The organism is Mesorhizobium sp. LNHC252B00, from assembly GCF_000502955.1.
GTDB lineage: Bacteria > Pseudomonadota > Alphaproteobacteria > Rhizobiales > Rhizobiaceae > Mesorhizobium.
The window spans coordinates 1-12,868 of record NZ_AYWO01000030.1; the positions used below are offsets into that span (position 1 = coordinate 1).

Sequence of the window (12,868 nt, forward strand, 5' to 3'; positions counted from 1 at the left end):
TACCGCAAACGACGTTCGTCCTGCGGCAAACCTCTGTAAATCCTCACCAAAATGGGCGTTTATGGATGGAAACTAACCTAGAGACTGCCTGGTCAGCCAAGCCGATCGGGCACCTGCAGCCCCATCAGTTGTGTCGCATCCGCGGTCCATTTCAGCGTCAGTTCTCTCGCCGGCAACTGTTTGCCAAGCGCGGCCGACTGTCCGGCCCACAGCGGCGAGAAATCCCCTGACCCCGATGCCTCGGCCTTGGTCCTGAGGGGCATCACGGCGGAGGTTGCGAGCGGGAAGTCCGGGATGCTGGCGCCCATCGGTCCCATTTCACGCATGAAGCGGTTGACGATAGCCCGTGCCGGACGCCCGGTGAACACGTTGGTAAGTGTCGTCCCGTCATCGTGCGCATATGCCAGCGCGCTTTTATGGACCGCGCTAGCCAGAGATTCTGGACAGCGCAGGTAGGCGGTGCCGATCTGCACTGCCGACGCGCCGAGCATGAAGGCGGCGGCGATGCCGCGCCCGTCGGCAATGCCGCCCGCCGCGATCACCGGCACTGCGACTGCATCGGCGATCTGCGGCACCAGCGCGAATGTGCCAGGCTGACTCAAAATATCCGAGCCAAGAAAGACCCCGCGATGGCCTCCTGCCTCCGCGCCTTGCGCGATGATTGCGTCGCAGCCGCGCACTTCGAGCCATCGCGCCTCTTCGACCGTCGTCGCCGAGGCAATCAGTTTCGCGCCGGTGGCCTTCACCCGCTCCAACAGGTGCAGTTCCGGCAGGCCGAAGTGGAAGCTAACCACTTTCGGTAAAAGTTCCTCGACGATGGCGCATCCCGATTCGTTGAAGGTAATGGGGGCTGGACCGGAGGGAATCGCATCGGCGTCGATGCCGAACTCGCTGTAATAAGGCGCGAGGCGCTTGCGCCAGGCCGCTTCGCTATCCGCATGGGCAACCGGCTGCACGTGGCACATGAAATTGAGGTTTAGCGGCCGGCTGGTGCGTTGCCGGACGATACCGAAGTCAGCGCGTATCTTGTCGTCGGCCAGCATGGCGCATGGCAGCGAGCCGAGCCCGCCCGCTTCGCAGACCGCGATCGCCAGTTCAGGCCCGGACGAACCCGCCATCGGCGCCTGCAGGATCGGCAGCTCGATGCCGAAAAGATCAAGGATGCGTCGGTTCGGCCACATAGCAATGTCCCCGTCCACCAGTATGACGGTTTTTTGGACACGAGATCAGGCTACCATATCCGTTGCCCAACTTCCATGCGTTGAGATAGCCAAGTGCCAGCGCAGCGTTTGCAGAAGCGCTCGTTCGGCGCGAACGCTTGCTATCCATCACCGTTCCGGACGTTCACGAACGGATCTGTAGCGTCTGGATCGGTCACGGAGCGCCGCTCCGCGACGGCTTACAATTCGACCTGTTCGGAAATAGCCAATGCGTCGTCCACTTCAATGCCAAGATAGCGGACGGTGCTGTCAAGCTTATTGTGCCCGAGGAGCAGCTGCGCGGCGGCTGTTGCCTGTCTTCTTGTAAATCAGCTCTTCATCGCTGCGCCCGCAGGTAGGGAGCCGATTTCGAGTGTCGGCAACAATTAGGGCCGTGAGATGACGTCGCAGCTGCGGTAATCAGAACATGCGATAAGGACTTGTACGTTTCGAGCCTGATAGCGTTCTCTTCCATAAGTGATACCCCACACCACGGCGGTAGAGTTCCCGACCCAAAGCCGGAGCTCAAAAAGCTGCTCGCACAGCTTATTAGTACTAGGGACAAGCTGGGCTGCCAAGGACCTGATGGCGGAGCAGTTGCGCGCGGGGAAACCTTTGATACGTGATGCTGTATGAGGTCGCGCTCGACGACGGGACGGTCGTTGCGATCGTCACCTTCGCCGCTGCTGCCGACTATGGCTAGATTTTGCCGAGCAGCCGCTCGTATTCATGTTCCGGCTCGCTATAGGTGCCGTCTGCAATCTGAAAGAGGCCATCACGATCCCGGATAAGAATTTCACCACGGTTCGCTCTGATCAGCCCCTTGCCTTCAAGTTCCTGGATGGCGACGGTCACGCCGGGGCGCCGCACGCCGAGCATAACGGAAATGAACTCGTGGGTGATAGCAAACCTGTCATCCCTCACCCGGTCCTGGCACATCAGCAGCCAGCGCGCTAACCGTTCGTCCAATTTCGACCGGGCATTCACCAGGGCGGTGTAGCTGGTCTGAATAAAGAGCGTTTGGACGTAGAGAAGCAGCAGGGCTTTAAGCGTCGCGCTTTCGGACATGGCTGCCGACAACGCTGACGCAGGCACCTGGAAGCCCTCCCCGACAATCTGCATGTAGGTGTCATGTGCGGCTAGATCGCCGCCAAGCACCACCAGTGCGCCGGTCATGCCTTCCAGACCTATCAGGCCGACTTCCGTATCGCGGCCTTTCGGAATCTTAGCAACGACGGAGGCGATGCCGCTTTCCAGGAAATAGACGTATTCGATCGGGAACTTGGCGGTTTCAAGGGGAGTGCGCAACGGCAGATCCACCCGTTTCAGATGTGGCTCGAGTAGGTCGAGGTCTGCGCGAGAAAGTCGCTTCAACAGGGCATTGCGATAGGTGATGTTTGGCTGGTTAGACATGACTCCACCCTTCATAGGGCAAGAGCTCAGTGATCTCCCAGCCGTTCGCGCCCGTGAAAACGTGCGAACGATAGGTCACATATAGGTTCTGCGGGCAACAACGCCTAATCACGTTAGGCATTTACGGACGGGCACCCGGCTTCTCCGCCGCGCGTGAAAAGGGGAATTCCAAGACCAGGACGTCGCGCTCATCGAAGATTTCGAACGAATTGCCGGTGAGGAGCGGCTTCCCGGCCAACAGTCCTTCGGCCAGGATTTCCTTGGCGGACGCCATGGCATCGTCTTCTACCACTTGCAAATTTGCGCACTCCTGCCCCTCTGGATCCTTGAGGAGCTGGCCGTCCCGGGTCCGAATGTGAAAGAAGAATCTCGGCATGGCTGCTCCGCGTTGCTCGACTTTTAAATGCGGCACGCATGTTGAATAGCGTCGGAAACGTACCAAACGTGGATATCCACGCGGCCGCGTGAACCCCTCGATAGCTTACTCAGCCAGGGCTCTCCGTTGAGATCGATCTGTCAAACCGTACGCCTAGACCATGTGCGATGGCGCTGGCTGCGATCAAGTCATCAAAGGCTTTTCCGGAAATCGGGCAGTTCGGGAGTACCTCCCGAATTGCAGATTCTGCCGTCGAGGTAGAAATGACGTCATGTCGCCTTTTTCTGGTTTCGACATATTGCTCGACCAGCATTTTCAGGCGTCTTGTTGCAATTTCATCTGCAAACATCGGGTTTCTCCTGCCGGCCGAGGCCGCATTCGTTCGCGGCGGCATACATCGATTGGTGAACCCGCCGCACGAGCGTTAACTCGATTGCCCAAAGCTGCTGTAGGGTAATTTGTTCCGGATAGCCGAGGCTTGGTAATTCCCAGACAATTGAGTGATTGGCGGCTCTCTGGCGCGGTGGCCCGAATGTCAGCTTTCGAACTCGGTCTGGAGCGGTGGCTAGAGCCGTTCGTCTCGGCTTTGAGGCACAAGACACGCCATCACAACTGATCCGAATTCGACCAACTCTACGACGACAAATTCGACCACTGGAAAACCGAACGGCGCGAGCGACCGTTGCAAGGACTCCGCCGGCAATGACCTAGACAACAACACTGCAAGCGGTGCGGTCACATCGAACACGCAGCACTGCAATAAGTGACCGAGCGCATTCGACAAACCGGGTAAGCCTCGACGGCCCGCCTTTTGGATGTGGCTGGCCGTCACCATCATTTGGTATTGTTGTAGTTGTCAGTCGACCAGCGCGGAGTGGTACTCCTACCAAGCACTTTCGAAACCGGTAGATCGCGCTGCACAAAATGAGCACTGCCAAGACGAGCATGTTGTGTAGCAATTCCCCACTTCGTTTCCCCGAGAGCGTCAGCCCCGCCTCGCAACACATCGCAAGTTGATTGGCTCATCGACAGTCTGTCTCCAAACACGGTCTCGTCCAATAAGACCGGCGACAAGCAGAAGTTTCCGTCCCACGCCAGGCGCCCAAGGTACCTGGCGCCAGTTGGCCAAATGATGTGACTACACGACTGCAGGTGGTCCAGCCACCGCAGTGCTTCGCTCTGCTGAGCGCATCTTAGGGCGGCTATTTCCCCGGAAGCCCTGCCCTTGTCTCGGGAAAAATTGCGGCAGTGTTTGTGCTGCTTGAGAATCGGCAGGAATGTGCAGGAAGCAGAAGGTCCCCGTTTTGAGCGCTGATTCCTTTCCACGCCACACCTGCCGCGATCAAGGCGCGCTGGAAAAGTTAGGAGCGGCGGGTTCATCCGGCCAAGAGTCTGTACGGGCCGAGGTTGCAAAAAGGAAAAGTTTGTCATATTGAGCGCGCGGGCCGATTGAGGGTGGCCGCCAAATCACAAAGGTCGCCCATGTCCGACGACTTCTCGCGCATCATCGCTTTCCTTGCCGTTGTGCTGGCCCTGCTGTGCGCTGGGATTCAGTTCCAAAGCGGCCACATTGAATCAACCCTGTATTTCATGATCGGCGCCATTCTGCTGACAGCGTTCACCCACCTGAACGTGCGCAACGGGTTGATTTAGGCTCTCAAGCGCCACTTGGATTAATGATTTCGAGTCGAAGCAAAATCGTCCGGCCAGTTGGGTGGAGCGATGCAATCATCGAACTGCCAGTTGTCCTGTGGGGATGTTCTGGTCGACGTGTGTGCCTTTGAGCGCCTGCCGCGCCGCAATGTCCGCTCAACCCCAGACGGATGGCGCTGTGTCCCTCTCAACGGACAGCTCTAATTACTCCAGTGACCCTGCCCGCGCGGTCGAGGCGGCAACCGATTGCCTAACGTCGATCCCACTCTGTCCTGCGTAGCTGTTCGCATCTCGATCTTCGCCGTGCAGTATACCCCGCTTCGATGCAAGGGCCCTGCGCTCGATGCGTGTAAACGCACAGGGCCGAATGGCGCCGCAGCCGATGGTATCGCCGCGCGGCAGGCTCGCACGACTGCGGCTGGCGGACCGCCTTCGCTTGCAGGGGTCCCGGAGATCCAAAGCGATGTCCCTTGTGGGGTCATTATCCCGGCTTCGGATGGCCCAAGGACCGGTGGCACCACGATCGCATGCTCGGGAGTATTGGCAGGAACGGCTGTCCCAACTGGTGGCGGAATACCGGGAGCACTCACTGCGCCTTCGTTTTGGGCGGGTGGATCGTCGCCCATGCGACACCCCCCAAACTGCCTTCGCCTTTGCTCCCACCCGTTCCGCTGGTACGAACGGCGTGGAGTGGTCCATTACGTGCGCTGGCCGGTCGCGCCATTGCGCTCGCGCTCGCGGCGCTTTGCTAACAGCTCCTGTGTTTTGCGCAGCAGCCATCCGCTGACGCTGGCACTCGGTTTGCTCTGCTTGCCGCACGGCCTTCGGTGCGAGCCCACCGTCAGCTTCTCCGATAGCCTCTGCTGGGCTTCGGGGACGAGTGGTTGGAACGAATCGTCCTTGGCCGCGTTGAGGGCGGTCGAGTTGAGGCCTTGGGATGAATGAAGTACCGCGGGCGAATGTAATCGCCTACAAGAACCCGGAAACCTCCCGTGAGGATGGTCGCGAATTCGACTACCAGGATTTCTTCGAGAATGGTGCCGCTGCGCTTCATCTGTTGAGCGCAGATGGTGTCATTCTGCGTGCCAACAAAGCTGAGCTCGACCTTCTCGGTTATTCCGCAGAAGCCTATGTCGGTCGCCACATTGCCGACTTCTATCCCGACCGGGAGGTGATCGACGATATCTTGGGGCGCCTCAACCGTGGCGAGAAGATCGCGAGATACCCGGCGCGACTTAGGGCCTGCGATGGCTCAATCAAACATGTCGAAATCACGTCGAGCGGCCATTTCCGGGATGGCAAGCTGATCAACATCCGATGTTTCACCATGGATGTGACCGACCTCGAGCGGACGCGGGCAGAGCTCAGGCGGCAAGACAGCACCTATCACCAGATCCTCGATAACCTCCCCGTCGCCATCTACACGACGGACCAGGACGGGACGATCACCTATTACAACCGCGCCGCCGCTGAGCTTGCAGGTAGAGAGCCCGAGATCGGCAAGGACAAATGGTGCGTGACATTCAAGCTCTTCACTCCTGACGGCAAGGAATTGCCACATGACGAGTGCCCAATGGCGATCACGCTCAGAGAAAACCGCGCTGTGCGCAATGAGCACGCCATAGCGCAGCGTCCGGACGGGTCCTTCTTCCCGTTCCAGCCTTATCCCACTCCGATCCGGGACGAGAACGGCAATTTGATCGGTGCCGTTAACATGCTGTCTGACCTGACCGAACGCCAGGTTTCGGAGGAAGCCAGGCACCATTTGTCCGCCATCGTGGAATCCTCGTTCGACGCAATCGTCAGCAAAGATCTGAATGCCATCATCAAGAGTTGGAATCGGGGCGCCGAACGGCTGTTCGGGTACACCGCCGAGGAGGCCATAGGTCGGTCGGTGACCATGCTGATCCCGGATGACAATCAGGACGAAGAGCCGCGTATCCTGGAACGCATCCGCCGTGGCGAACGGGTCGAGACCTACGAAACGATCCGCCAGCGCAAAGATGGCACTCTGGTTCCGGTCTCGCTAACGGTATCGCCCGTGCGCAATGCTGCCGGGCACATCATCGGCGCATCGAAGATCGCACGCGACATCTCATCGGCGCGGGAAAACGAGCATCGTATCCGGTTGCTGATGCGGGAGGTCAACCACAGGGTCAAGAACCAGTATTCTGTCATCCTTTCAATGATCCGGGAAACCAACAAGCGCGCCGAAAATCCCTCGGCCTTCGAACGGCAGGTTCGCGAGCGGATCATGGCTCTTTCACTCTCGCATGACTTGCTCGTGTTGGGCGATTGGAGAGGCGTCACCCTTTTCGAACTGTTGCTGTCGCAAACCAAACCGTTCGGCAATGAGGGGCGCATTTCCATGTCCGGACCGTCCATTGTCCTCAGCCCCAACGCGGTCCAGTATCTCGGAATTGCCTTTCACGAACTCGCGACCAACTCAGCCAAATACGGGGTGCTGTCAGGAGATGAAGGCAACATTTCCGCCACGTGGGATATCACGGGTTCCAGAGCAGAGAGGTTCTTTCATCTCACTTGGGCCGAAACAGACGGGCCGCAGGTGCAGACCGTCGGAGAAGGCGGCTTTGGAACAGTGGTGCTGAAGCGAGTTGCGCCCCAGGCAGTTGGGGGCAAGGGGACTCTTGAGCACGCCTCGCATGGGATCACCTGGACGCTGGAAGCGCCGTTGGCCCCCGTGGAGGCATCCGTTCTCAAATGAGCGTTGACGTCGCGGGTTTCGGCACCTCGGCACTGGCGAGGAGCGGACCTTGGCGGTGGGGAAACCCTTCGGCGTCCTCGCCGGCTCGGCCTGCCGTCGGCGAACCGGCCGAGTTCCACCTCCGACACTCCGCCGGCGGCGACCAGCATGGCAAACACCGATCCTGGTAATTCGTCCCGCGGGAAGGCCCGGCTTCTCCATCTTCGTATCCGGCGAAAGGCCGGCTGGATTGCCGATGTGTGCGAGCCATAACCGGGCGACAAGGCCAGCGCGAATGCCACTGCAGCACGCATACTCTCCTCATCCCGCGATCACGCGGGTTGGAGGGATCACCTGTCATGGCTCGACTTTGCGGAACGCAGGGCGTCCAGCGCCGAGCGAACAGCCCCGAGCTCTGGAGCGGCGGACTGAGATCGCCTGAAGATCAAGCGGCCGTTCCGAAAGCCGAACCCTTCGGCCGCTTTGATGCCGCGCCACTGCGATGCCGTCGATTTTGTACGAAAGCTCATTGCGATCGATTCCGGCCCGACATCAACCTTGCTGACGCCCATTTCCGCCGCTGCTATTCGTAACGCGGTCAGTTTCAGCAAAGTTGCCACTTCACCAGGCATGGTCCCGAAGCGGTCTTCGAGCTCATCGGCGAATGCGCTGATGTCTGCCTCCGAGCTCATCCGGCACAACCTCGTGTAAAGGCTGAGACGAACCGCGGGCTCGGGCACATAGCTCTCGGAAAATGCAGCCGTGACCTGCACATTGATTTCGGCAAGTTGCTTGTCGGGGTTGGGCGCACCAGCAGCGCGCGAGACTGCTCGCTCCAGGAGGTGGAGATACAGGCCTGCGCCAATCAGCTTCATGTGGCCCGCCTGCTCCTCACCGAAAATGTCCCCGGCACCGCGGAGGTCAAGGTCCCTTTGGCTGATGGACAAACCGGAACCTAGCCGGTCCAACGCAAGCATCGTCGAGAGTCGGGCCCTCGTCTCGTCGGCCAGGACGGCATCGGGCTCCGTCAGAAGAAATGCAACGCCCTGAACCCGCCCTCTTCCCACACGACCGCGCAGCTGGTGCAGTTGAGCAAGACCGAACCGATCCGCACGCCAGATCACGATGGTGTTCGCCCGAGGCACATCGAGACCGCTTTCGACAATGTCGGTGCTGAGCAACACGTCGCCATCACCGTCGGCGAAACGCACGACGATTTCGTCCAGCACGCGCACCTTCATTTTGCCATGTGCCGTCTTGACCGTGAGTTCAGGGACCAAACTGTCAAGCAGATGAGCGATCGGTTCGATGTCCTCGATCCGCGGAACGACGAAGAAGCTTTGCCCGCTGCGGCGGTACTCGCGCAAAAGGGCAGCCCGCGCCGATCCCGCATCGAAAGGCGCCAGCATCGTGCGAACGGGGCGCCTCCTGGCGGGCGGCGTGTTCAGCACGCTGACTTCCTGTATGCCGGCCATAGCGGATTGGAGCGTGCGAGGTATGGGCGTAGCACTCATGCTCAATGTGTGAAGGCGAGGCGCCAGGTTTCGCAAGGCCTGCTTCAACTTGACGCCGAAACGATGCTCCTCATCGATCACAAGCAGTCCAAGATCTGCGAAGGTGACGCCCTTGGCGGCAACGGCGTGCGTGGCCACGACCACAGCGATGCGGCCGTCGCGCAGACCTTCTTTCACCTTTCTTGCTTCTGAAGCTCCCACCACTCGCGAAAGATGGGCTACCTGGAGACCCGTTTCCGCGAAGCGGCGGCTGAACGTCTCGTAGTGTTGGCGTGCCAGCACCGTGGTCGGGGTTACGACGGCAACCTGCTTGCCCGACAACGCGACGGCTGCGCATGCACGTAGCGCTATCTCTGTCTTGCCAAATCCGACGTCGCCGCAGATCAGCCGGTTCATCGTTCTGCCTGACGACAGATCGTCGAGCACCGCGCGGATGGCTTCGGCCTGGTCGGGGGTCTCGGCATAGGGAAATCGCGCCGCAAAACGAGCAAGGTCGGCACGCGGCGGCCTGATAATCTCGGCCGGCTCATTCGACCTGGCGTTCGACAGGGCAACTAGGCGCCTGCCAAGTCTGCCGATCTCGAGGAACGCAGCCCGGTGCCGTTTCGACCAGCCATCGCCGTCGAGCCGGTCGAGCGGTACTGCACCCGGATCTGAACCGTAGCGCCATATGCGGCAGAAGTCACTGACCGGGACTAGCAGCGACGCGCCGTCGCGATATTCCAGCCTGACAATGTCTTGTCGCTGGCCGGCCAAATCGACCTGCTCGACCGCAGCAAGCACGCCGAGACCGTGTTCTTCATGTACAACGACATCGCCAATTCGCAGCTCGGGGTCGAGCACACTCTGAGGCGAGTTGCCTTGCGCTCTCAAGACCGGCCCGAATATGTCCGCCGCCGCAATCACGGCAAGGCGCGACTTCGGGTCGGCGAATCCCTCCTCGATGTTGAATTCGGCCTTGAGAAGGGAGCCTCCGGCAGCCGAACGGATTTGCGCCCAGTCGGCGACTTTTTCCATCCGTCTGCCAAGCTTTCGCACGAGCAGCTTGTCTGCCCGTTGCAGCTCCGACGCGCGTCCTGTGACCACCACGCTGACGCCCGAGCTCGTTTGAGTCTTCACATATTCAGCGAATTCATGCCCTGACCGCGACGCCTGGAAAAATTTGGGAGTTCGAGCCGTAGCAGCCGAAAGCCTCAAACACTGCCGATTTCGAACCGCCTCCTTCCAATCGTCACGCGAGAGATAGAATTGGTCCGGCAAGGGTTTCGCCGATCCAGCGATCTCCCGCCGGGCACGGCTCGCGTCCTCCACCAGATCCAGAATGCGGGCCAGTAGAGAGCCCTCAAGGCCTGCCAGGAAGGAGATCGAAGCACCCCACGCGACATCGAACAGTGATGGCAGGCTGCCATAAAGGGAGACGAGGCGCTCCTCCATCGAGGTCGTGCGCATCGCAGCTACCTCAGGGTGATTGCCGGCCTGAAAGATGAGCTCGGATGCCGGCCCGAGCAGGACCAGGTCATGAGATCGCTCGCTCCTTTGGCTGATCGGGTCATAGGTCTTGAGCTCAGAGATGGAGGTCTGGGCATCCAGAACGATGCGAACCGGGCTGACATCGCCGGCGGGAAAAACATCGATGAGGTCGCCCCGCAGGGCGATTTCGCCCGGTTCGTCTACCCGATCGTCGACCACGTATCCAATTCGCTCTGCCGTGGTTTTGAAGAGCTCTCTGTCAAGCGTTTGTCCCACCTGCAAAGTGGTGAAGGCTCGGGCAATGGCTAAAGGCGGCGGCACCCGCTGGAGGGCGGATTCGATCGACGTGACGGTAATGCGCCGGAGCTTGGAGGCTTGCGTGATCGCGTGCAGGACGCGGAGCCGCCTTCCCATGTTGTCGCGTGTTGGCCAAACCTTGTCATAGGGCAGGCAATCCCACGACGGTAGCAAGAGAATTTCTGCTTGAGGCAGGAACTGCCGCAGGGCCTGCGCAACATCCTCGGCCTCGCGGTTCGAACCGGCTATATGGAGCAAGTCTTCGATCCCCTTGTTTTCAAGAACGCTGACTAGGGCTGCCGCAACCGCAGCTGCCGGCGGAAGATCGGAAGAGCGTCGTGTAGGGNCTTGTTTTCAAGAACGCTGACTAGGGCTGCCGCAACCGCAGCTGCCGGCGGAGAGCCGTCATCTTCTCCCTCCGCCACGCGGTCGTTGGATGGGCAAGTTTGCCCAGCAGCTTCTCTCTTGGGGATGGGTCTGTTCATTGGCGCACCTTGCGATCACTGCCAGAACGGCAGCGGAGCGGCTGTGTTCCGTCGGCTAAAACCTGAATCCGAGCAATCTCCTTTGTGCTGCGAAGCCGTTCGACACTTCAAAATTTCCAGCCTCGCGATGTCATAGGTTAATGAGCGGACAGCTCGGCTGACATATGGCTCACTTCAAATCGATGGGGTCAAACTATGCCGTATCTGCAAATTCGGAGTCTTGAGGCGTTGACGGACCTCTTGCACGCAGCAGATCATGCTGAGCGTCTGGATCCGCAAGAGGTGGCAGAGATCTGCCGCCGAGCAGCCGCTGTTCTCGCCGAGTTGTTGGAACGGGATATTGCACCGACACGGTTTGATCCCGCCTGGCCAAATTCATAGCAGGCACCAAATCCATAGGCACTTGGCCGTGAGATACCACCGTCCGGAACATTTGGCTTGAATGGAAGTTCGATATTGCAACGTACCCAGGTCAGCGAATTTGTCCCCCACCTCACCCACAGATGTACTTGTCCGCAAGCTCCAGAGAATCGCTGAGGTCAAAGAGGTCGACCTCGCAATTTTGAGAGGCATTTCGATCCAGGAGAAGACGTTTCAGGCCAATCAAGACGTCGTGATCGAGGGCGATCGCCCTGTTAATTCGTTCGTCGTTATCGACGGCTTGGTGGGCTCAAGCAAAGTCACGGGCGAAGGCAAACGGCAAATCACATCCTTTTTTGTGGCTGGCGACCTCCCGGACCTGCACAGTCTGCACCTGTCGGTGATCGATTGCACTTTTTCGACGCTCATACCGACCCGGTTAGCCTTCATGCGCCACGATGCTCTGCGCGCCATTTGCGAACAGCACCCCCGCATCGCGACCGCGTTCTGGCGCTCGACNTTCGGTAGGACGCATCAAGGATCACATAGCCGACATTCCGATTACGCAGGCGGCGCTTGGAGATGCGCTGGGTTTATCCACGGTCCACGTGAACAGAATGCTTCAGGAACTGCGACGGAAGGGCCTCATCGCCACCTCAGGCCCAACGGTACATGCTCTGGATTGGCCAAATCTTGTTCGCGCAGGAGACTTCGATCCGACCTATCTGCACCAAAGGAACCCCGAAGCTTTATAGTGACGGCAGCTCTCTTATGGCAAAATACTTCTTTGACAGTGGCGACAGCAACTCTGTCTTCGAGGACGAGATAGGCGTTGAATGCACGGGAATAGAAGGAGCGCGCCGCGCGGGCATTGAGGGCCTGAAAGACCTGGCGAAAGACGAATTGCGGGATATCGACGGACAGCAACTGTTCGTCGAGGTTCGGGACGAAAATGGTGAAAAGCTTCTGCGGCTCAGCATCTGTCTCCAGGTCAAATCGATGGAATGAGACTTTCCTGGTGTCCCGCTCGCATTGGGAGGACAACTGCGACAACCCCTTCTCCCGAAGAATGAGTAACGATGTAGGTATTCACAAGACCGGTCGGCTGCTGGCCAGCAGGACAACGCGTGTGGAGGCGTGATGAGCACGCGAACAGCATCACTTTGCGTTGGATGAATTCTCCCAAAAGCCATCCTTTCGGGTACCAATGTGTTGACGGGCGAACAAACATGCCCGGAACAAAATGCCCGGCCCATAGTTGGAGCAAGGCAGCGATCCTCCCAGCTGCAGATCGGAAATCCCGATCGCCCGCGCCGCACACTCCAACGGCGCGGGCTTGGATCGCTATCTGTACGGCAGGGTGCCAAGCTGTGGACTTGTTAGCTGGCTTTACGAGG

General features: G+C 59.4%; 9 protein-coding genes and 2 pseudogenes. 5 read left to right on the top strand and 6 right to left on the bottom strand.

What is annotated here, in order from left to right; all coding sequences use genetic code 11:
• Positions 1–92: 92 nt before the first annotated feature.
• The 5 genes and pseudogenes from X744_RS144570 to X744_RS1000000172600 form a co-directional block, all read right to left on the bottom strand.
• Positions 93–1,181 carry a nitronate monooxygenase family protein gene (locus tag X744_RS144570; RefSeq protein ID WP_023761976.1) on the bottom strand — a complete coding sequence of 363 codons (1,089 nt, stop codon included), beginning with the start codon at positions 1,179–1,181 and terminating at the stop codon, positions 93–95.
• Between the two features lie 218 nt (positions 1,182–1,399).
• Positions 1,400–1,529 (bottom strand): annotated as a pseudogene (locus tag X744_RS1000000175460) (integrase); the annotation flags it as partial.
• A gap of 369 nt (positions 1,530–1,898) precedes the next feature.
• Positions 1,899–2,612, bottom strand: a complete 714-nt coding sequence (locus X744_RS144565) for a Crp/Fnr family transcriptional regulator (protein WP_023761977.1) — start codon at positions 2,610–2,612, stop codon at positions 1,899–1,901.
• Between the two features lie 121 nt (positions 2,613–2,733).
• On the bottom strand, positions 2,734–2,988 hold the full coding sequence (locus X744_RS144560; protein WP_023761978.1) for a hypothetical protein: 255 nt from the start codon (positions 2,986–2,988) through the stop codon (positions 2,734–2,736).
• Positions 2,989–3,097: 109 nt separating this feature from the next.
• Positions 3,098–3,337 (bottom strand): hypothetical protein, encoded by a 240-nt coding sequence (locus X744_RS1000000172600; protein WP_084025654.1) that lies wholly within the window; start codon positions 3,335–3,337, stop codon positions 3,098–3,100.
• A 1,133-nt stretch (positions 3,338–4,470) separates the two neighbouring features.
• Between X744_RS1000000172600 and X744_RS1000000174605 the strand changes: the two genes are divergently transcribed.
• Positions 4,471–4,641, top strand: a complete 171-nt coding sequence (locus X744_RS1000000174605) for a hypothetical protein (RefSeq protein WP_023761979.1) — start codon at positions 4,471–4,473, stop codon at positions 4,639–4,641.
• A gap of 937 nt (positions 4,642–5,578) precedes the next feature.
• Positions 5,579–7,366, top strand: a complete 1,788-nt coding sequence (locus tag X744_RS144555) for a PAS domain S-box protein (RefSeq protein ID WP_023761981.1) — start codon at positions 5,579–5,581, stop codon at positions 7,364–7,366.
• Between the two features lie 329 nt (positions 7,367–7,695).
• Here the strand turns inward: X744_RS144555 and X744_RS144550 are convergent, their stop codons facing one another.
• Positions 7,696–10,884: a DEAD/DEAH box helicase gene (locus X744_RS144550; protein WP_050589588.1), complete on the bottom strand. Its 3,189-nt coding sequence runs from the start codon at positions 10,882–10,884 to the stop codon at positions 7,696–7,698.
• A gap of 669 nt (positions 10,885–11,553) precedes the next feature.
• Here X744_RS144550 and X744_RS1000000175465 point away from each other — a divergent pair.
• The 3 genes and pseudogenes from X744_RS1000000175465 to X744_RS0138140 all read left to right on the top strand — a co-directional run.
• Positions 11,554–11,898 (top strand): annotated as a pseudogene (locus tag X744_RS1000000175465) (hypothetical protein); the annotation flags it as partial.
• 31 nt (positions 11,899–11,929) lie between these two features.
• Positions 11,930–12,226, top strand: coding sequence for a helix-turn-helix domain-containing protein (locus X744_RS1000000175470; protein ID WP_245266826.1), 297 nt, complete (start codon positions 11,930–11,932; stop codon positions 12,224–12,226).
• Entirely contained in the window at positions 12,144–12,479 is a 336-nt protein-coding gene (locus X744_RS0138140) for a hypothetical protein (protein WP_023761984.1), read from the top strand. Before X744_RS1000000175470 ends, X744_RS0138140 begins: the two co-directional genes overlap by 83 nt.
• Positions 12,480–12,868: the final 389 nt, after the last annotated feature.